Consider the following 20,129-nt stretch of genomic DNA (forward strand, 5'->3'; position numbering starts at 1 on the left):
AGTGTGGCTCAAGCCATGCGAGAGTAGGTCATCGCCAGGGTTTACACCCAAAACCCCGCTGCTCACGCAGCGGGGTTTTTCTTTGTGCGCAGTAAATGCGGGTCGTGCCGGCCGCTGGCCGGCAACCCGATGGCATTACATCACCCGGTAGATCCACGCCATGCGTGGATGCCCTCTGCGAGGAGCCAAGGCGCCAACCCAGGTTGGCCGCTACCAACAGCAGGCGCACACAGCGGTCGTTTGCCGGCCAGCGGCCGGCAACTTTGTGCGCGGTAAACACCGGGTAGTGCCGGCCGCTGGCCGGCAACCCGATGGCATTACATCGCCCGGTAGATCCACGCCATGCGTGCATGCCCTCCGTCAGGAACCACGGTGCCAACCAAGGTTGGCCGCTACCAACAGCAGGCCCACACAGCAATCGGTTGCCGGCCAGCGGCCGGCACTAGCAGGGGCAGGTCACGCATAAAAAGACGGCGCCCTGCGGGCGCCGTCCTGATCAAACTCGAATGGAAGGCCAGGGTCAGGCGACCCGCGAGACCTCGAGCGGTTCCTGCTGGCGGAATACCGAGACTGCTTCGGTCAGCGTTCCCGCCTGCGACTGCAGCTCACGTGCGGCAGCGGTGGCTTCTTCCACCAGCGCCGCGTTCTGCTGCGTGGCCTGATCCATCTGCACCACGGTCTGGTTGATCTGCTCGATACCGATCGACTGCTCCTGCGACGCTGCAGAAATCTCACGCATCAGGTGGCTGACATCCTCCACGCCGCCGACAATGCCCTGCATGCGCTGGCCGGCGTCGGCCACCAGCTGGGCACCTTCACCCACCTGCCGGCCTGCTTCGTCGATCAGCTTCTTGATCTCCTGTGCGGCCGCCGCCGAACGCTGCGCCAGCACGCGCACCTCGCTGGCCACCACGGCAAAGCCTCGGCCCTGCTCGCCGGCGCGTGCCGCCTCCACCGCTGCGTTCAACGCCAGGATATTGGTCTGGAAGGCAATGCCGTCGATGACGCCGGTGATGTCGCCGATCCGCTTCGAGGCACCTTCGATGGCCTGCATGGTATCCACCACCCGCTGCATGGCCGTGTTGCCGTCACTGGCAGCGTTCTGCGTGGAGGCGGCCAACGCACTGGCCTCACGCGCATGGGCGGCGTTCTGGCGCACGGTGGCGGTCAGTTCCTCCATCGATGCTGCGGTCTCCTGCAGGTGCGCTGCCTGGCGCTCGCTGCGCTCGGACAATGCGCCGTTGCCGGCGGCAATCTCGCTGGCGGCGGTACTGATCGACGCCGCGCATTCCTGGATGCGGCCGACCATGCGTGCCAACTGCCCGGCCGTGGCATTGGCATCGCGCTGGATGGCAGCGAAGGCGCCGTGATACTCGCCGTGCATGCGCCGATCCAGATCGCCGTTGGCCAGTGCCGAGAGCATCTGCCGCACTTCGTTGACGGTGCTGCCGAGCGTATCGAGCAGCTGGTTGATGCCACCGGTCAGGCCATCGAGGAAGCTGGCGCCTTCAGTGGCCCGCAGGCGCTGGTCGAGGTCACCGGCCGCCGCCGCTGCGACGATGCCGGCCACGGCATTCTCCAGTGCGAGCTCATGCGTGCGGTCATGCCATTCCACGGCGAAGCCCAGGCGCACGCCCTGCGCGTCGAACACCGGTGTGACCACCTGCGCGAAGTGCACCGGGCCGATCTGCACCTTGCCGTTGTGGGCTACCTGCAGGCCGTTGAGGATCGCGCGGATGCGGTCCGGGTTGGCGTGGAAACGATGGATGCTGCTGCCGACCAGGCGCTCGGCGTCGAAATCGGGGAAGGCCTGTCGCAACGTCGCCTGCTGGTTGCGCAGCAGTGCCACCACCGAGCGGTTCACGTAGCGGATCACATGGTCGTTGTCGGCGATCATCATCGCGGTGCGCGAGGCATCCAACGCCTGGCGGATCTGTGCGTTCTCGGCATGCGCCGCCGCCTCGCGTCCACGCTGGGCCTGCACGTGGCGTGCAGTGTCGGCCAGGGCGTGGGCCAGTGAACCCGGTGCATAGGCGCTGGTGTCGGCATGTGCACCAAGATCGGCACCGGTGGCGATATCGCGTGCCAGCGCGGCAAGCCGACGCGGGCCGTGGCCAAGGGCCTCGGTCTGCTGCCGAAGGCGCAGTGCGACCTGGCCGAGGAACAGGGTCAGGCCCGCGAGCATGCCGGCCTGCAGCAGCGTCGGCCACAGCGCGGCACCGCCCTGTAGCGGTGCCAGCAGGGCGAGCGTACCGACGCCACCGGCCAGCCACACCGGAAGGCGATCGCGATGGCCCAGCAGCACGCCCAGCAGCTGGGCCATCGGCAATGCCGGTGACAGGCTGATGATCGCGCACAACACGGCCAGCTGCAGCGACAACAGCAACGCCAGACCGTTGCGGGCGACGGCCCGGCCCGCCTGGGCCCCGCCCAACCACGCGGCTGGCAGCACGGCGACGGCCGCCAACGCGGCGGCCTGCACCTGCGGGCCGCGCAGGGCCAGCGCCAGGCCAGCCAAGGCCAGTACCGCGCTGCCGATCAGCAGGCGGCGGTCAGCGCGGTGCGCGAGCTGCTGCAGGTGCGGCAGGCGGGCGGTATCGGGGGGACGGGAGGATGCAACGGACATCGGCGACTCCTGGATCAGCAGACGACAACGGCCACGCCGCGGCGCACGCAGGAGTGCGCGACCAGGGCGCGAGCCGGGAATTCGGGGAATGCGACGCGATCAGCGACGCGGAGACGGGACACCGCGGCCACATCCTGTGGGTGACGGTGCAATGGAGCAGGCATGCGGACTTCCTTGCAGAACCAGACACACGCCGCAGGCCCGACCGGACCTGCGTGCTGCGGACGCAGGGGCCCGCAACTGATGTATCGGCCGCAGACGCGCAGAGTGAAGCGCGCGGATACCTTTGCTCAGCCCGCGTTGTCGTTGCTGAAGAAGCGCAGGATCACGCCTGCGATCTGTTCCGGATCTTCCATGTGCAGGTGATGGTTGCCGGGAAACACCGCCAACCGCCCATCGTGCAGGTGCTGCAGGCGATCGCTGCGCATCGGCTCGGGGTAGTAGGACTGCGCTGGCGCGGCATAGATCACCTGCGTCGGGCAGGCGATGGCCTGCAGCAGGTTGTCGATCTGGCCTTCGCTGAGACGGATCGCAGTGGGCAGCATCAGGCGCGGATCGCTGCACCAGCGGTAGCCACCCTCGACCGGTTCCACGCCGCGCTCGACCAGCAGCCGTGCACAGTGCTCGCTGAGCTGGTTGGTCATCATCCGTGCGCGGATCGGCGCGGCGAGGTCGGGGAACACGCGCAGCTGCTTGCGTGCCAGTGCGCGCGTGGCATTCACATGCTCGCGCAGGCGATTGGCGGTTTCTTCCTCGGGGCCGCGCAGGCCGCCGAGCGCTTCGATCGCCACCAGGCGCTCGACGCGATCACTGACCGAGGCGGTGAGGCTGGCGATGCCGGCACCCATCGAATGGCCGAGCAGGTTGAAGCGGTCCCAGCCCAGTGCATCGGCGACGTCGAGCACGTGGCAGATCGCGGCGGCCGTGGTGTAGCTGGCACCGGCCGGCAGATGCGCGCTGTGGCCATGACCGGGCAGGTCGATGGCAACCAGCTGCAGCGACGACAGATGCGGCGCCAGCGGCACGAAGCTGGCCGCGTTGTCGAGCCAGCCGTGCAGGGCCAGCACGCGCGGGCCATCGCCGTGGTTGCGCAGGCCGGCGACGCGCGCGCCACCGACCTCCAGTTCAAACGGTTGCAGACTCATGCCAGCGAGGCCACGGCCAACCGCGCAAGCGCGCGTGCGTGCTCCGGTTCGGCGTTGAGGCAGGGGATGTAGCGCATCGTCGCGCCGCGCTCGGCCAGTGTTTCGGTGAACCCCAGCGCGACTTCTTCCAGCGTCTCCAGGCAGTCGGTGGCGAAGCCGGGGCACACCACGTCGATCTGCTTCACGCCGGATTCGGCCAGCGCCCACAGGCTGGGCTCGGCATACGGCTGCAGCCAGCGCTCGCGGCCGAAACGCGACTGGTAACCCATCTGCCACTCGTCCCTGCCCAGTTCCAGCGCCTTGGCGATGGCCTGTGCGCTGGCCTCGCAGCGCTGCGGATACGGATCGCCGGCATCGGCCAGGCGCTGCGGGATGCCATGGAAGGAGAACATCAGCATCTGGCCGCGACCGTGCTGTTCCCAGTAGCGGCGGATCGAGCCGGCCACGGCCTCGACCCAGCCCGGATCGACCGAATAGTCGCGCACCAGGCTGACGGTCACGCCAGGATTGCGGCGCTGCCAGGCATCGACGCGGTCTTCAACCGAGGCAGTGGTGGTGGTGGAGTACTGCGGATACAGCGGCAGCACCACGATGCGGCGCGCACCGTCGGCTGCCAGGCGGTCGAGCTCGCTGGCCAGCGCCGGTTCGCCGTAACGCATCGCATGGCGCACTGTCAGGGTCGGCAACAGGGCCTGCATGGCCTGCGCCAGCTGGCGCGTATGCACCATCAGCGGTGAGCCGTCGGGCAGCCAGACCTGGGCGTACTTGGCCGCCGAACGACTGCTGCGCAGGGGCAGGATCAGTCCGCGCAGCAGCGGCTGCCACAGCAGTGGCGGGATCGCGACCACGCGGCGGTCGGACAGGAATTCAGCCAGGTAACGGCGTACGGCGGGGGCCGTCGGCGTTTCGGGCGTGCCTAGGTTGACCGCCAGCACGGCGGTATCGGGTGCGTCGAGCATGGGCGGTATTGTCGCCGATCCGGTGTCGCGCCGGGATGCAGGGTTCGGATTGCAGGCATAGCGCGCATCAATGTGAGCAGGGAACGCTCATTGGGGATTCATGACAACGCTACTAATTTCAGTCACTTGCTATATCTTCCTATGGACTGACTTCTGGAGCCTGCCATGCGTCGCCCGATCCAAGCCCTGCTGATCGCCGCCAGCCTGCTGTCCAGCCAGGCCATGGCCGGGCCGCAGGAAGACCAGCGTGCGCGCAATGCCGTGCGCGTGCTGGCTGAAATCCAGGAAATCCCTGAACAGGGCATTCCGGATAAATTGCTGGACGAAGGCCGCGCGGTCATCGTCATTCCCGACACGATCAAGGCCGGTCTGGTCATTGGCGGTCGTCGTGGCCACGGCCTGATGTCGGTGCGCATGCCCAACGGCGCCTGGTCCAACCCGGTGTTCGTGAAGCTCACCGGCGGCAGCATCGGCTTCCAGGCCGGCGTGCAGTCCTCCGATGTGGTGCTGGTGTTCCGCAACGACCGCAGCCTGGACAACCTGGTCAACGGCAAGTTCACGCTGGGTGCCGACGCTGGCGTCGCCGCCGGTCCGGTGGGCCGCAACGCCGCCGCGGCCACCGACGGCCAGCTGAAGGCCGAGATCTGGTCCTGGTCGCGCGCCCGCGGCCTGTTTGCCGGCGTCGCCCTGGATGGCGCGGTGCTGCAGATCGACGATGCTGCCAATCTGGACGCCTACGGCAGCAACACCACGCCGCGGATGATCTTCGAAGGCCGCGCCGCCGGTTCGCCGTCGATGGATGTGGTCGCCTTCCGCGATCGCCTGGAAGAGGCCACCTACGCGGCGCGCAACAACCGCAGCGGCAACGGCGGCAGCGCGCCGCGCCCGGCTGCCGCCCCGGCCGCTGCCCCGGCGCCTGTTCAGGCAGCACCGGCTGCGCCGGCTGAGGCCACCACCGCGCCGCTGCAGAACGTGCCGCAGACCCCGCCGCCGCAGCAGCAGGGCTTCCAGCCGGTGAATGACGGCGAGATCCGTACGGAAACGCTGGGCGGAAACTGACTTTCGTCACGCGCGCCGGCTGACAGCCGGTGCGCTATGCTCGACAGCCTGATCACTAACGTAACGAGCGTCTTTATGGGCAGTTTCAGCATCTGGCATTGGTTGGTCGTGCTGGCCATCGTCCTGCTGGTGTTCGGCACCAAGCGCCTGACCAGCGGCGCCAAGGACCTCGGTTCGGCGGTCAAGGAATTCAAGAAGGGTATGCGCGACGAGGACAAGCCGAACGCGCAGCTGGGCGATGAGTCGCGCAGCCAGGACGCGTCGCGCACCGCGCAGGACGAGCACGACCGTAACGCTCGCTGATCCGGAGCGGTTGCGGTGTTCGATATCGGCTTCAGCGAACTGCTGGTGATTGCAGTGGTCGCCCTGGTGGTGCTCGGTCCCGAGCGCCTGCCCAAGGCGGCCCGCTTCGCCGGCCTGTGGGTGCGTCGCGCCCGCAATCAATGGGATTCGGTGAAACAGGAACTGGAGCGCGAACTGCAGGCCGAGGACATCAAGCGGCAGATGCAGGATGTGCGCCAGGGCATGCAGGACACCGAGAACCAGCTGCGCGCCAGCGGTGAAGCGATCCGTCGCGAAGCCCAGCAGGCGCAGCAGCAGGGCGATGACCTGGTGCAGCAAGTCCGTGCACCGGCGCCCGCGGATCTGCCGCCGCACATGAGCGCCGCGCCCGATGCCGTTGAACCAGCGCAGGACGGTGGTGCCGCCGAGACGGTTTCGGCCACGCCCGCTGAAGCTGGTACGCCGCCGCCGGCGCAGAGCCCGGAGCGCCACCCATGAGTGAACAGGATTTCGGCGAGAGCTCGCTGGTAGAACACCTGGTGGAACTGCGCGGCCGGCTGGTGCGCGCATTGCTGGGCCTGGGCGTGGTGCTGCTGGCGCTGCTGCCGTTCACCCAGAAGCTCTACAACGCGCTGGCCGAACCGCTGGTCTCGCAGCTGCCGAACGGGCAGACGATGATCGCCACCAACCCGGCCGGTGCCTTCTTCGCACCGCTGAAGCTGACCTTCTTCGTCGCGTTGTTCGTGGCGGTACCGTGGCTGCTGTACCAGCTGTGGGCGTTCGTCGCGCCCGGTCTGTATGCACGCGAGAAGCGCCTGGCGGTGCCGCTGCTGGTGTCATCGGTGCTGCTGTTCTACACCGGTTGCGCCTTTGCGTATTTCCTGGTGCTGCCGGCGGTGTTCCACTTCCTCACCACCTTCAGCCCGGACGTGATCGCAATCACACCGGATGCGAATGCCTATCTGGACTTCGTGCTGGCGATCTTCTTCGCCTTTGGTGGCAGTTTCGAACTGCCGGTGGCGATGGTGATCCTGGTGCTGCTGGGCTGGGTGACGCCGCAGCAGTTCAAGGAAGGCCGCGGCTACGCGATCGTCGGCATCTTCGTGCTGGCGGCGGTGCTGACCCCGCCGGACGTGGTATCGCAGCTGATGCTGGCGATTCCGATGTGCCTGCTGTACGAGCTGGGTATCCACGCCGCACGCTGGCTGGTGCCGTCGTCGGTAGTGAAGAAGCCCGCCGCCTGAAAGACAAAAAGGGGACGGAGGGGATTAAGTCGTTTTTGCCTTTAACGACTTAATCCCATCCGTCCCCTTTTCTATCCACGCATGGCGTGGATCTACCTGCGTTCTGGTCAGGCGTGGAACACGTCGCTGGAGGTCGGCGTGGTCGGGATCGGCGGCGCCGCGCGGCTGCCACGGTGCACGAACATCTGCTTCCACGCGGCGTAGACCGCGCCGACATACAGCGGCATCAGCACCGTGGTCAGCACCAGCTGGGCGATGAAGGCGGCGGCCAGCGGGCCGCCGATCAGCATCGCGATCTGGATCACGATCACGAACAGGATGTACATGCAGAACGCGGCGATCAGGCCGAGCGCGGCGAACACGATCATCGCGCCGATGTTCTCGATGCAGCCCTGCAGGCTCAGGCGCAGCGCGTGCATGCCGCTCTGCTTGTCGAACACCACCAGTGCCGGCTGGGTGAACATCGCCAGCGACAGCGCGACCGCACTCAGGAACACCAGCAGCATCCACAGCGCGATGCGCTTGGCCGGCAGGTTGGCGACCAGCGCGGCCGCGTCATCCGGCTTGATCTGCTGGCCACTGCGGCTGATCTCTTCCATCTTGGTCATGACCTCGCTGAAGGCGGTGAAGCCCTCGCGGCCGATCATCAGGAACAGCAGCGCGCCCAGCAGCAGCACCGCCAGCACCTGGATCGCCAGCGGCACCAGCAGGTGGCTGACGCGGTGGTCGCGGATCGGCTGCAGCAGGTGCGAGGCCAGGCCCGGGCGGCCTTCATCGATCTCGCCCACGGCATACAGCATGCCGCCGAACATGATCGGCGAAATGGCCAGCGTCATAAGCTGCACGGCCATGCCGGCGGCGCCGGGAATCAGCGTCGACAACAAGGTGACCACCCAGCTCACTAGCAGCCAGGTCAGGCCGATCCGGGCCAGCTGCAGCGGCGCACGCCGGTACAGGGAGAACGTATCCAGCAACCACTGGGCGCCCGCCGAAGCCGGCAGCTTGCGAATCTCTTTCATGGACATCCGGGAAGGACAGGAGGGGGCCGGGCGGCTGCCCGTGCCGCCGATTATCCCTGTTTTGCCACCGGCTGGGCTGAAGACAGCCGTGCCTGGCGGACGAAGCGCCGCAACAGCTGGCGGGCCAGCGGCGCGGCGCTGACCGCGCGCTCGATGCTGCGGGCGCAGCCGCCGTGGCGGCCGATGCAGTCGGCGCGGGCACGCACGTAGCCACGCATGTGGTGGGTGGCGAACTCCGGATGGAACTGCACGCCCCAGGCCTGGCGGCCCCAGCGGAAGGCATGGCAGCCATCCAGCGGTGAACGGGCCAGCACCTCGGCACCATCGGGCGCGCGCAGCACGGTCTGCAGATGGGTGGCATGGGCGGCAAAGTGCTGCGGCAGGCCCTGGAACAGCGGGTCCTGCGCGGCCTGCGGCTGCAGTTCCAGTTCGATCGTGCCGGACTCGCGGCCGGCCGGGTTGTAGGCCACCTCGCCACCCAGCGCATGTGCCAGCAGCTGGTGGCCGTAGCAGATGCCGAATACCGGCAGGTCGTCGTGGGCGGTCTGGCGCAGCCACGCGGCGCTGCGCTCGCTCCAGTCGGCATGGTCGGTGACGAAGGCGGCCGAGCCGGTCACCAGCACGCCGGCGAAGGCATGAGGGTCGGGCAGGGCGCCACCGTGCTCGACATCGACCACCACCGTCTCGTGTTCTTCCAGCCCGGCGGCGACGCGGATCCAGTGCGGAAAGCGCCCGTAGCGGCGCAATGACGGCACCGGTCGGCCGGTTTCAAGGATCAGGAACGGGGCTGGGTTCATCCGGGGGCGGCAGCACTGACAGGACTTCCTCGATTGTAGTCAGCCCCTGCGCCACCTTTTCAAGCCCGGCCTGGCGCAGGGTTCGCAGCCCTTCAGCCCGCGCGGCACGGGTGAAACCGGCCAGGTCCATGTCGGCGCGGATCTGCCCGCGCAGCCGCGAACCCAATGGCAGCAACTCATACAGGCCGATGCGGCCGAGGAATCCGGTGCGCCGGCATTCCAGGCAACCGACCGGCCGACAGGGCGTGGCGGCATCTGGATATGCAGCATGGCTATCAGCCAGCACCGCCCAATCGGCCGCGCCGAGGCTGTGCGGCTGCTTGCAGTGCGGGCACAGCGTGCGCACCAGGCGCTGGGCGAGGATGCCGTTGAGGGTGCTGGCCAGCAGGTAATGCGGCACGCCCAGGTCGAGCAGGCGGGTGACCGCCGAGGGCGCGTCGTTGGTATGCAGGGTGGACAGCACCAGGTGGCCGGTCAGCGAGGCCTGCACCGCCATCTGTGCGGTCTCCAGGTCGCGGATCTCGCCGATCATGATGATGTCCGGGTCCTGCCGCAGCAGGGTGCGCACGCCGCTGGCGAAGTCCAGGTCGATGTTGGCCTGCACCTGCATCTGGTTGAACTCGGGCGCGATCATCTCGATCGGGTCCTCCACCGTGCACACGTTCACGTCCGGCGTGGCCAGCCGCTTCAGCGTGGAATACAGGGTGGTGGTCTTGCCCGAGCCGGTCGGGCCGGTGACCAGCACGATGCCGTGCGGGCGCTCGACCAGCGCATTCCAGCCGGCGGCCTCCTGCGGGCTGAAACCGAGCTGGTCGATGCTCTTGAATGCGGCATCCGGGTCGAAGATGCGCATCACGCACTTCTCGCCGAAGGCGGTGGGCATGGTCGACAGGCGCATCTCGACCTCGCGGCCACCCGGCGAGCGGGTCTTGATGCGGCCATCCTGCGGGCGCCGACGCTCGGCCAGGTCCATGCGGCCGAGCACCTTGATACGGCTGACCACCGCGGTCATCACCGCCGGCGGTACTTCGAACACCTTGTGCAGCACGCCGTCGATGCGGAAGCGCATGCGCCCCATCTCGCGGCGCGGCTCCAGGTGGATGTCCGAGGCGCGCTGTTCGTAGGCGTACTGCAGCAGCCAGTCGACGATGTGCACGATGTGCTGGTCGTCGGCATTGACGTCGCCGGTGCGGCCCAGCTCCACCAGCTGCTCGAAGCTGGGCAGGGTGGTGCTGGCCTCGCCGCGCACATCGCCACGGGCGCCGCGCACCGAGCGGGTCACCCCGTAGAACTCCATGGTGTAGCGGTGCAGGTCCAGCGGGTTGACCACCGCCAGCTCGATGCGGCGGCGGGTCAGGTGCTGCAGGTCACGACGCCATTCCTGCACCAGCGGCTCGCTGGTGGCTACCAGCACGCGCTCGGCATCCACCGCCAGCGGCAGGAAGCGATGGCGGCGGGCGTAGGCATGCGACACCAGCGCGGTCACCGCAGCGACGTCCACCCGGGTTGGGTCGATGCGCAGGTAACGGCTGCCGGTGCGCTGCGCCAGCCACTCGGTCAGGCGTTCCAGGGTCAGTTCGCCGCCGCCGGTGGCGGCCAGCTTGAGGTTGGACAGCAGTACCAGCGGATGCACTTCACTGGCGTTGCGCGCGCCCTGTGCGGAAAACCGCATGCGCTCGCGGTCCTGCTCGGCCACGAGCCCATCGGCGGTCAGGGCCGAGGCAATCTGCTCGAAATGCAGCCGTCCCCAGGGCAGTGGGACGCCGTCCGCCTCGCCGGGCGTGCCTGCCGGCAGCCGATGTTCCATCTGCCTGCTCCTCCCGGGTACGGAATGCCCCGCAGGTCGGCCGTTATACTAGCGCACCCCCTTGCCGGCCAAGACTCGTACGCATGTCCGCGACCCCGACCGTTCCGATCACTTTCCAGGGCCTGATCCAGACCCTGAACCAGTTCTGGGCCCAGCAGGGCTGCGTGCTCATCCAGCCGCTCGACCTGGAGGTGGGCGCCGGTACCTTCCACCCGGCCACCTTCCTGCGTGCGATCGGTCCGGAAGGCTGGAATGCGGCCTACGTGCAGCCGTCGCGGCGCCCGACCGATGGCCGTTACGGTGAGAACCCGAACCGCCTGCAGCGCTACTACCAGTACCAGGTGGCGATGAAGCCCGCGCCGGACAACATCCAGCAGCTGTACCTGGATTCGCTGAAGGCACTGGGCATCGACCCGCTGGTGCACGACCTGCGCTTCGTCGAGGACAACTGGGAATCGCCGACGCTGGGCGCGTGGGGCCTGGGCTGGGAAGTCTGGCTCAACGGCATGGAAGTGACTCAGTTCACCTACTTCCAGCAGGCCGGTGGCCTGGAATGCCGCCCGGTGCTGGGCGAGATCACCTACGGTCTCGAGCGCCTGTGCATGTACCTGCAGAACTGCGACAACGTCTACGACCTGGTCTGGACCTACGGCCCGGACGGCCAGCCGGTGACCTACGGTGACGTCTACCACCAGAACGAGGTGGAGCAGAGCACCTACAACTTCGAATACGCCGACGTGGAAGAAATGTTCCACCGTTTCGACGCCTGCGAGCGTGAGGCGCAGAAGCTGGTGGAAGTGAACCTGCCGCTGCCGGCCTACGAGCAGGTGATGAAGGCCAGCCACACCTTCAACCTGCTGGATGCGCGCCGTGCGATCAGCGTGACCGAGCGCCAGCGCTACATCCTGCGCGTGCGCGCGCTGGCCCAGGCGGTGGCCAAGGCGTACTACGAACAGCGCGAGAAGCTGGGCTTCCCGGGCGCGAAGAAGGCCTGACGGCCCTCCCGCACCGACCCGCTTTTCATCAACTACCCGGGGCGCCGGACGCGTTGCGCGCTGCGCCCCCACCACAGGATCGAACCGATGAGCCAACTGTCCCCCCTGCTGATCGAACTGGGCACCGAGGAACTGCCGGTCAAGGCGCTGCCGGGCCTGGCCCAGGCGTTCTTCGACGGTGTCGTCGAAGGCCTGCGCAAGCGCGGCGTCGCGCTGGAACTGGGCGATGCGCGCCCGCTGTCGACCCCGCGCCGACTGGCCGTGCTGCTGCCGGGCGTCGGCCTGGAACAGCCGGAGCAGCACAGCGAAGTGCTGGGCCCGTACCTGAACATTGCGCTGGACGCCGAAGGCCAGCCGACCAAGGCGTTGCAGGGCTTCGCCGCCAAGGCCGGGATCGACTGGACCGCGCTGGAGAAGACCACCGACAACAAGGGTGAGCGCTTCGTGCACCGCGCGGTGACCCCGGGCGCGAGCACCGCCAGCCTGCTGCCGGAGATCCTGCGCGAGGCGATCGCTGCGATGCCGATTCCCAAGCCGATGCGCTGGGGCGACCACGCCTGGGGCTTCGCGCGCCCGGTGCACTGGCTGGTGCTGCTGCACGGCGCCAACGTGGTCGAGGCCGAACTGTTCGGCCTGCAGGCCGGCCGCGTCAGCCGTGGCCATCGCTTCCACCATGACCAGGCGGTGTCGCTGGCGCAGCCGCAGGACTACGTTGAAGCGCTGCGCGCCGCGTTCGTGCTGGTCGACCCGAGCGAGCGCCGCGCGCGCATCGTCGCCGAGGTCGAGGCCGCTGCGGCCAAGGCCGGTGGCAGCGCCCGCATCACCGACGACAACCTGGAGCAGGTGGTGAACCTGGTCGAATGGCCATCGGCGGTGCTGTGCAGCTTCGAGCCCGCGTTCCTGGCGGTGCCGCAGGAAGCGCTGATCGAGACGATGGAGATCAACCAGAAGTTCTTCCCGGTGCTGGATGCCGCAGGCACGCTGACCGAGAAGTTCATCGGCATCGCCAACATCGAATCGAAGAACGTGGCCGAAGTGGCCAAGGGCTACGAGCGGGTGATCCGTCCGCGTTTCGCCGATGCCAAGTTCTTCTTCGACGAGGACCTGAAGCAGGGCCTGGTGTCGATGGGGGAGGGGCTGAAGACGGTGACCTACCAGGCCAAGCTGGGCAGCGTGGCCGACAAGGTGGCGCGCGTGGCGGCACTGGCCGAAGTGATCGCACCCCAGGTCGGTGCCGATGCCGCGCAGGCCAGGCGGGCTGCCGAACTGGCCAAGAACGACCTGCAGTCGCGCATGGTCAACGAGTTCCCGGAGCTGCAGGGCATCGCCGGCCGCCACTACGCCGTGGCCGGTGGCGAATCGGCCGAGGTGGCGCTGGCCATCGACGAGGCTTATCAGCCGCGCTTCGGTGGTGATGACATCGCGCTGTCGCCGCTGGGCAAGGTACTGGCCATTGCCGAACGCGTGGACACGCTGGCCGGCGGCTTCGCCGCAGGCCTGAAGCCGACCGGCAACAAGGATCCGTTCGCGCTGCGCCGCAATGCGCTGGGCCTGGCCCGCACGATCATCGAAAGCGGCTTCGAGCTGGACCTGCGCGCGCTGCTGGCCAGCGCCAACGCCGGCCTGGCCGCACGCAACGTGCAGGCCGACGTCGGCGAGCTGTACGACTTCATCCTCGACCGCCTGAAGGGTTATTACGGCGACAAGAACGTGCCAGCCACGCACTTCAATGCGGTGGCCGAACTGAAGCCTGTCTCGCTGTATGACTTCGACCGCCGTCTGGACGCGATCGGCACCTTCGCCGCGCTGCCGGAAGCCGAGGCGCTGGCTGCGGCCAACAAGCGCATCCGCAACATCCTCCGCAAGGCTGAAGCCGACATTCCGGCCCAGATCGACCCGGCGCTGCTGCAGGAAGACGCCGAGCGCGCGCTGGCTGAAGCGGTCACTGCGGCCATCGACGACACCGGCGCCAGCCTGCATCAGAAGGATTACGTGGCGGTGCTGGCGCGCCTGGCCCGCCTGCGCCCGCAGGTCGACGCGTTCTTCGATGGCGTGATGGTCAATGCGGAAGATCCGGCGCTGCGTGGCAACCGCCTGGCGCTGCTGACGATGCTGGGCGAGCGCCTGGGCAAGGTGGCAGCGATCGAGCATCTGTCGAGCTGATGCCCGTATCGGTAGTGCCGGCCGCTGGCCGGCATTGCCACCGCGCATCGCATCGACCTGTGGATTGCCGGCCAGCGGTCGGCACTACCGGAACACCGTCGGCGGATGTCCATCGGGGTCATCGCCGGCATCGCGCACGATGCCGGCATCCTCGGCTGCGATCACGAGGATCGCCACAAAGGCGCGTATTTTGACCGCCACTTAACAACCGATCCCGAATGACGTGATGCATTTCGCATCGTCACCTTCGGTCGGTATGCTGTGCCGCATGCAGCCAAAGAAATACGCCCTGCCGCTGATGGTCCTGTCGCTGGCCGCCACCTCCGTGGCCCACGCGCGCGGCACCATCGACAAGGTGGACATCAAGGGATTGGACAAGGGCGACGACGCCGCAATCATCGAGAACATCCAGGAATCGCTGTCGCTGTACGACACGATCGGCAAGGAACAGGGCGAATCGCGCCTGGAGTACCTGCTGTCGCAGGCCGAGCGGCAGACCCGCCAGGCACTGGAACCCTTCGGGTACTACAACCCGGTGATCAAGGTCGAGGCGCCGCGCGAGGACGAGCATGTGCGGGTGCTGATCCATGTCGACAAGGGCACCCCGGTGACCGTGCGCCGTGAGCACATCGACATCACCGGGCCGGCGATGTATGACCAGTACCTGCAGGACGACCTGGCCGCGTTCAAGCCCCGCAAGGGCCAGCGCTTCGAGCACACGCAGTACGAAGCCAGCAAGATCACCATCACCCGTCGCCTGGCCGAGCGTGGCTACTTCGATGCCGACTACACCCAGCGCCAGGTGCAGATCACCCGCGCCGACAACGCAGCCGACATCGACCTGACCTGGGACAGCGGCCGCCGCTACAACATGGGGCCGGTGCGTTTCGAGCAGGATTACTTCGTCGACAAGCTGTTCGACCCGCTGGTGTACTGGGAACAGGGCAGCTACTTCCACGAGGGCAAGCTGGACCGGCTGCGCGAGTCGCTGACCAAGCTGGACTACTTCAGCGTGATCGACATCCAGCCACGGCCCGACCAGGCCGATGCCAACGGCGAAGTGCCGGTGGATGTGAAGCTGACCCGCGCCAAGCGCACCATCTATACCGCGGGTCTGAGCTACGGCAGCGAGAGTGGCCCGGGTGTGCGCGGCGGCATCGAGCGGCGGTTCCTGAACAACCGCGGGCACAAGATGAACACGCAGCTGGACTATGCGCAGAAGCGCAAGAGCCTGGTGACCAGCTACCGCATCCCCGCCTTCAACTGGCTTGACGGCTGGTACACCTTCGCCGCCAGTGCGTATGACGAGCAGACCGATTACATCGACCTGCGCAACTTCAAGCTGATCGCCAGCCGCAGCGGCGAGATCAACGAGCACTGGACCGCGATCGCCTCGATCAACGCACTGCGCGAGCGTTGGCGCTATGCCTCCGGCACTGAATTCACCGATGCCGTCTACAACACCTCGACGCTGGTGTACCCGCAGATGGTTGCCGACTACGTCAACGTCGACGACGAGATGTTCCCGCGCAAGGGCATCAGCGGTACTGCGACGATGCGTGCCGGCGTTGAAGGTGCCGGCTCGGACACCAGCTTCGTGCAGGCCAACGCCGTGCTGCGCTGGTACATCCCGGTGGGTGAAAGCAACCGCCTGATCCTGCGCGGCGAGGGGGGTACCACCTGGACCAGCGATCTGGTGGCGATGCCGCCGAGCCTGCGCTACTTCGCGGGCGGTGACCGCAGCATCCGCGGTTACGCCTACCGCGAAGTCGGCCCGCGCACACCCAAACCCGACAAATACGCGCTGGGCGCCAAGAACCTGGTGATCGGCTCGGCCGAGTACGAGCACTACTTCAATGGCGGCCCGTGGGGCGCGGCGGTGTTCGTCGATACCGGCAGCGCATTCGACAACACCATTGATCTGCACACCGGCGTCGGCTTCGGCGTGCGCTGGAAATCGCCGGTGGGCCCGGTGCGCGTGGATATCGCGCATGGCCTGAACAACCCGGATTCGCAGTTCCAGCTTTACCTCAACATCGGAGCGGACCTGTGAGCACGCCCGCACCCACCCCGAACACGCCGCCGCCGCGCGTGCGTTTCTACCGCCGCCGCCGCTTCTGGGCGTGGTCCGGCGTGGGCGTGATCGGCCTGGTGCTGCTGGCGTTGCTGGCGGTGTACTGGCTGCTGCAGACCGTGGCCGGCCGCGATGTGCTGCTGGCACAGGTGGTGGCGCGGCTGCCGGTGGACGCCAGCTTCACCTGGGACAAGGTGGACGGCCCGGTGGCCGGTCCGCTGACCCTGTACAACGTCGACTTCCGCTACGACGACATCCATTTCCACGCCGAGCGCGCGCACCTGGAGCCGGACCTGCGCCCGCTTCTGGGCCGCAAGCTGCTGCTGGACAAGCTGGAGCTGACCAACGCGACGCTGAACCTGGCCAAGAGTGACGAGCCGTTCAAGCTGCCGTCGTGGCCCGATTCGCTGCCGCAGATCGAAATGCCGCTGGCGATCCAGGCCGATGCCATTGCCATCGACGGCTTCCGCATCAGCCAGGCCAACGAGCCGGTGATCGACATCAGCCGTGTGCGAGGTGGCATCGAGATCGCCAATGGCGAGTTCCAGGCGCACAAACTGGTCGTGGACAGCGACATGGGCAACTTCACCGCCCAGGGCCGCTACATCCCGGCCAAGGACTACGACACCGACGTGACCGTCACCGCAGTGTTGCCGGCCCCGCGTGGCCGTACCGCAGCGACGGTGGGGCTGGTGGCACGCGGTGACCTGGCGCACATGGAAGTGGCCGTAGCCGGGCGCGCGCCGAAGCCGCTGCACGCGATGCTGGTGTTCGATGGCCGCACCGATCCGAGCTGGAGCGCCAGCATCCGCAGCGACGAACTGGATCTGGCGCTGCTGTCGCCGGCACTGGCCAGCTCGGCGATCGCACCACTCGCACTGGACTTCACCGCGGCTGGCAAGGGCGGCAACGCCAACCTGCGTGGCAAGGTGAAGCAGGGTGATCAGGAGCTGGAGCTGGCACCGTCGGTGGTGTCGCTGCAGGACCAGGTGCTGAAGGTGTCGCCCCTGCTGGTGAAAGGGCTTGGCGGTGAGGCACGGCTGGAAGGCACCGCCGACTTCAGCCAGGAAGACCAGCAGAAACTCAATTTCTCGGTGGTCGCCCATGACCTGACCTACGTGCCGGCGCCCGATCCGAACACGGCCGGCAGCGCACCGGTGCCGGTCACCCTGAAGGAAGCGCGCTTCGGCCTGGCCGGTACCTTGAAGGCGTGGGCCGCAACCGGCCGTGCCGATGTCGAACGCGAAAAGCAGAAGGCACAGCTGCAGTTCGACGTACGCGGCAATGACCAGGCCGCGTCGATCCACCAGCTGCAGGCACAGACGCCGGGTGGGCAGCTGCAGGTGGAAGGCCAGGTGGCGTGGGCACCGCAGCTGGACTGGGATGCCAAGGCCACGCTGAAGGACTTCGACCCCGGCTATTTCGTGCCGGGCTGGAACGGCCGCCTGTCCGGCAACCTGGCCTCCAAGGGCCGCCAGCTGCCGCCGCCGGCAAACGCGCCGCCGGGCACCGCCGGCACGCTGGAAGCCACCGTCGACCTGCCCTCGCTGAAGGGCATCCTCCGCCAGCGCAATCTCGACGCACAGGGCAAGTTCGCGCTGCAGGGCGCGCAGGGCCAGGGCGACCTGAAGCTGTCGCTGGGCAGCAGCCGGGTGACCGCGTCGGGCAAGGTCGGCGACCGCCTCGACATCGACGCGCGTTTCGAACCGCTGCAGCTGAGCGATCTGCTGCCCGGCGCCGATGGCGGCCTGCGTGGACAGGTACAGGTGAAGGGCCCGCGCGATGCGCCGGACATCACCGCCGACCTGGTCGGCAACAACCTCAACTGGGACGGCTACGGCGCCGAGAGCGTGAGCATCAAGGGCCACCTGCCATGGCGCGGCGACAGCGGCACGCTGGCGGTGCAGGGCCAGCAGGTCAACGCCGGCATGCTGCTGGAACGCTTGAACGTGGATGCGCAGGGCAGTGTCTCCAACCTGCGCCTGGCCGCGCAGACCCGCAACGAGATGGGTGCGATCGAGCTGCAGGGCAGCGTCCGCCAACAGGGCGCGCAGTGGCGCGGCGAACTGGCGTCGCTGCGTATCGCACCGGTGAAGGGCGATGCCTGGTCGTTGCGTGCACCGGCGGCGTTCGCGATCAACGGCAGCACCTACACCCTGTCCGAAGCCTGCCTGGCCGCGGCCAGCAGCGGCGCGCTGTGCGCACAGGCCAACTGGCCGCGTGAGGGCCTGGTGGTGCGCAGTGATGCGCTGCCGCTGGCGCTGGTGCAGCCGTGGCTGCCGCCGCAGTCCGGCCGCCGCATCTACCTGCGTGGCGATGTCAGCCTGGACGCGCAGATCCGCCCGCGCGGCAATGCCTGGGAAGGCCATGTAGAGGTGCGCTCGAAGGAAGGCGGCGTGCGCCTGGGCGAGAACCGCAACACCGTGGGGGATACCACCCGCGGCGAGCTGGTGCGTTATGACCAGTTCTCGCTCAAGCTCGACATGACCCCGGCCAGCATCAAGGGCTACCTGGGCATGGGCTTCCAGGGCAACGGCTTCGTCGATGCCAGGATGCAGACCGGCTGGGAGGCCAGTGCGCCGCTGAACGGCGAGCTCTACCTCAACATGTCGCGGCTGTACTGGCTGGAGCTGTTCTCGCCGGACATCGTGCGCCCGACCGGCCTGATCGAGGGCCACGTCAGCCTGCGCGGTACGCGCGGCCAGCCATCGCTGGGCGGTGACGCCCAGCTGAGCAACTTCAAGGGCGAATTCCCCGCGCTGGGCCTGACCTTCGACCAGGGCAAGGGCAGCTTCGTGGCCCAGCCCGACGGTTCGGCAAAGATCACCGCGCAGGCCAACTCGGGCCAGGGCACGCTTTATGTCGATGGTGGCCTGTCGTGGTTCGGCGATGCACAGCCGCTGCAGCTGAAGATCCACGGCGAGAACGTGCTGCTGTCCAACACCAGCGAGCTGCGCATCGTCGCCAACCCCAACCTCGACTTCACCCTGGCCAAGGCGGCGATGGAGCTGCGTGGCACCGTGCACGTGCCCGAGGCCGACATCGACCTGGAGCGCCTGGACCGCGGCACCTCGGTGTCCGAGGACGTGGTGGTGCTCGATCCGGCCGATCCGGAAGAGTCGCGCACCTCGCCGCTGGACATGGACCTGACCGTCAGCCTCGGTGACAAGGTGAAGATGACCGGCTTCGGCCTGAAGGGCGCACTGACCGGCAAGATGCAGGTCTGGGCCAAACCTGGTCGCGAAATGACCGCCAATGGCGGGCTGGAAGTGAGTGGACGCTACAAGGCGTATGGGCAGGACCTGACCATCACCCGTGGCAACCTCACCTGGAACTACAACGCGGTGTCGGACCCGCGCATCAACATCCGTGCCGAGCGCCGGATCGGTGATGTCACCGCCGGCATCGACGTGACCGGGCGTGCACAGCAGCCGCGCGCGGACGTTTGGTCCGAGCCGGCGATGTCGCAGTCCGAGGCACTGGCCTACCTGGTGCTGGGGCGCAGCCTGACCGGTGCCAGCAGCGACCAGGCCCAGCAGGTCAACGCGGCCTCGGCGGCGCTCTCGGCTGGCAGCGGCCTGCTGGCGTCGCAGCTGGGCGCCAAGCTGGGCCTGGACGATGCCGGCGTGAGCCAGTCGCGCGCGCTGGGCGGCTCGGTGATCGGGGTCGGCAAGTACATCTCGCCCAAGCTGTACGTCGGCTACGGCGTGTCGCTGGTCGGTGCCGGTTCGGTGATCACGCTGAAGTACCTGCTGCGTCGCGGCTTCGACGTGGAAGTGGAGTCGAGCACGGTGGAAAACCGGGGTTCGATCAACTGGCGGCGGGAGAAGTAGAGCCACGCCATGCGTCGCTGCGGTAGTGCCGGCCGCTGGCCGGCAGCTGCACCGTATCTCCTGAGTTACGTGGATTGCCGGCCAGCGGCCAGCACTACCGTGCGCGTCGCCCCAACCATCGGCCGT

At 67.8% G+C, this 20,129-nt stretch carries 14 protein-coding genes; 8 read left to right on the top strand and 6 right to left on the bottom strand.

From position 1 onward, the window contains the following. Window positions 1-520: 520 nt before the first annotated feature. The 3 genes from AC5P99_RS11885 to hemH all read right to left on the bottom strand — a co-directional run bounded on the left by AC5P99_RS11885 (window position 521) and on the right by hemH (window position 4,730). Window positions 521-2,626, bottom strand: coding sequence for a methyl-accepting chemotaxis protein (locus AC5P99_RS11885; RefSeq protein ID WP_495213186.1), 2,106 nt, complete (start codon window positions 2,624-2,626; stop codon window positions 521-523). 290 nt (window positions 2,627-2,916) lie between these two features. After that, entirely contained in the window at window positions 2,917-3,771 is an 855-nt protein-coding gene (locus tag AC5P99_RS11890; RefSeq protein WP_164222691.1) for an alpha/beta fold hydrolase, read from the bottom strand. Continuing rightward, window positions 3,768-4,730 (bottom strand): ferrochelatase, encoded by a 963-nt coding sequence (gene hemH / locus AC5P99_RS11895; RefSeq protein ID WP_012481653.1) that lies wholly within the window; start codon window positions 4,728-4,730, stop codon window positions 3,768-3,770. Before hemH ends, AC5P99_RS11890 begins: the two co-directional genes overlap by 4 nt. Window positions 4,731-4,895: 165 nt before the next feature. Between hemH and AC5P99_RS11900 the strand changes: the two genes are divergently transcribed. From AC5P99_RS11900 to tatC, 4 genes are all read left to right on the top strand, one after another. Then, entirely contained in the window at window positions 4,896-5,789 is an 894-nt protein-coding gene (locus tag AC5P99_RS11900; protein WP_005411678.1) for a lipid-binding SYLF domain-containing protein, read from the top strand. 75 nt (window positions 5,790-5,864) lie between these two features. Beyond that, window positions 5,865-6,092 carry a Sec-independent protein translocase subunit TatA gene (gene tatA, locus AC5P99_RS11905; protein ID WP_005420453.1) on the top strand — a complete coding sequence of 76 codons (228 nt, stop codon included), beginning with the start codon at window positions 5,865-5,867 and terminating at the stop codon, window positions 6,090-6,092. A 15-nt stretch (window positions 6,093-6,107) separates the two neighbouring features. Beyond that, entirely contained in the window at window positions 6,108-6,569 is a 462-nt protein-coding gene (gene tatB, locus AC5P99_RS11910; protein WP_088435999.1) for a Sec-independent protein translocase protein TatB, read from the top strand. Further along, window positions 6,566-7,315: a twin-arginine translocase subunit TatC gene (gene tatC / locus AC5P99_RS11915; protein ID WP_005411675.1), complete on the top strand. Its 750-nt coding sequence runs from the start codon at window positions 6,566-6,568 to the stop codon at window positions 7,313-7,315. The genes tatB and tatC overlap by 4 nt, the downstream gene beginning before the upstream one ends. Window positions 7,316-7,422: 107 nt before the next feature. Here the strand turns inward: tatC and AC5P99_RS11920 are convergent, their stop codons facing one another. From AC5P99_RS11920 to AC5P99_RS11930, 3 genes are read right to left on the bottom strand one after another with little or no spacing between them, the layout of a single operon-like run. Beyond that, window positions 7,423-8,334 carry a BPSS1780 family membrane protein gene (locus AC5P99_RS11920; RefSeq protein ID WP_005411674.1) on the bottom strand — a complete coding sequence of 304 codons (912 nt, stop codon included), beginning with the start codon at window positions 8,332-8,334 and terminating at the stop codon, window positions 7,423-7,425. 50 nt (window positions 8,335-8,384) lie between these two features. Next, window positions 8,385-9,131, bottom strand: a complete 747-nt coding sequence (locus tag AC5P99_RS11925) for a glutamine amidotransferase (protein WP_012481650.1) — start codon at window positions 9,129-9,131, stop codon at window positions 8,385-8,387. Beyond that, window positions 9,103-10,938 (bottom strand): GspE/PulE family protein, encoded by a 1,836-nt coding sequence (locus AC5P99_RS11930; RefSeq protein WP_049449893.1) that lies wholly within the window; start codon window positions 10,936-10,938, stop codon window positions 9,103-9,105. Before AC5P99_RS11930 ends, AC5P99_RS11925 begins: the two co-directional genes overlap by 29 nt. An 83-nt stretch (window positions 10,939-11,021) precedes the next feature. Between AC5P99_RS11930 and glyQ the strand changes: the two genes are divergently transcribed. From glyQ to AC5P99_RS11950, 4 genes are all read left to right on the top strand, one after another. Then, window positions 11,022-11,933 carry a glycine--tRNA ligase subunit alpha gene (gene glyQ, locus AC5P99_RS11935; protein ID WP_005414927.1) on the top strand — a complete coding sequence of 304 codons (912 nt, stop codon included), beginning with the start codon at window positions 11,022-11,024 and terminating at the stop codon, window positions 11,931-11,933. Window positions 11,934-12,020: 87 nt separating this feature from the next. After that, a complete protein-coding gene (glyS, locus tag AC5P99_RS11940) occupies window positions 12,021-14,096 on the top strand; it encodes a glycine--tRNA ligase subunit beta (RefSeq protein WP_049449891.1) in 2,076 nt (691 codons plus the stop codon). Between the two features lie 256 nt (window positions 14,097-14,352). Continuing rightward, the gene (locus AC5P99_RS11945; protein ID WP_005414924.1) at window positions 14,353-16,149 is read left to right on the top strand and encodes an autotransporter assembly complex protein TamA; all 1,797 of its coding nucleotides are present in this window, start codon (window positions 14,353-14,355) and stop codon (window positions 16,147-16,149) included. Continuing rightward, window positions 16,146-20,003 carry a translocation/assembly module TamB domain-containing protein gene (locus AC5P99_RS11950; RefSeq protein ID WP_495213187.1) on the top strand — a complete coding sequence of 1,286 codons (3,858 nt, stop codon included), beginning with the start codon at window positions 16,146-16,148 and terminating at the stop codon, window positions 20,001-20,003. The genes AC5P99_RS11945 and AC5P99_RS11950 overlap by 4 nt, the downstream gene beginning before the upstream one ends. Window positions 20,004-20,129 lie beyond the last annotated feature (126 nt).

Source organism: Stenotrophomonas sp. YJH_SMC_80, assembly GCF_059372495.1.

Excerpts from the sequence above, each read along its gene's own strand:
- AC5P99_RS11885 (WP_495213186.1), bottom strand. The coding sequence starts at position 2,626 with ATGTCCGTTGCATCCTCCCGTCCCCCCGATACCGCCCGCCTGCCGCAC.
- AC5P99_RS11890 (WP_164222691.1), bottom strand. The coding sequence starts at position 3,771 with ATGAGTCTGCAACCGTTTGAACTGGAGGTCGGTGGCGCGCGCGTCGCC.
- hemH (WP_012481653.1), bottom strand. The coding sequence starts at position 4,730 with ATGCTCGACGCACCCGATACCGCCGTGCTGGCGGTCAACCTAGGCACG.
- AC5P99_RS11900 (WP_005411678.1), top strand. The coding sequence starts at position 4,896 with ATGCGTCGCCCGATCCAAGCCCTGCTGATCGCCGCCAGCCTGCTGTCC.
- tatA (WP_005420453.1), top strand. The coding sequence starts at position 5,865 with ATGGGCAGTTTCAGCATCTGGCATTGGTTGGTCGTGCTGGCCATCGTC.
- tatC (WP_005411675.1), top strand. The coding sequence starts at position 6,566 with ATGAGTGAACAGGATTTCGGCGAGAGCTCGCTGGTAGAACACCTGGTG.
- AC5P99_RS11920 (WP_005411674.1), bottom strand. The coding sequence starts at position 8,334 with ATGAAAGAGATTCGCAAGCTGCCGGCTTCGGCGGGCGCCCAGTGGTTG.
- AC5P99_RS11925 (WP_012481650.1), bottom strand. The coding sequence starts at position 9,131 with ATGAACCCAGCCCCGTTCCTGATCCTTGAAACCGGCCGACCGGTGCCG.
- AC5P99_RS11930 (WP_049449893.1), bottom strand. The coding sequence starts at position 10,938 with ATGGAACATCGGCTGCCGGCAGGCACGCCCGGCGAGGCGGACGGCGTC.
- glyQ (WP_005414927.1), top strand. The coding sequence starts at position 11,022 with ATGTCCGCGACCCCGACCGTTCCGATCACTTTCCAGGGCCTGATCCAG.
- glyS (WP_049449891.1), top strand. The coding sequence starts at position 12,021 with ATGAGCCAACTGTCCCCCCTGCTGATCGAACTGGGCACCGAGGAACTG.
- AC5P99_RS11945 (WP_005414924.1), top strand. The coding sequence starts at position 14,353 with ATGCTGTGCCGCATGCAGCCAAAGAAATACGCCCTGCCGCTGATGGTC.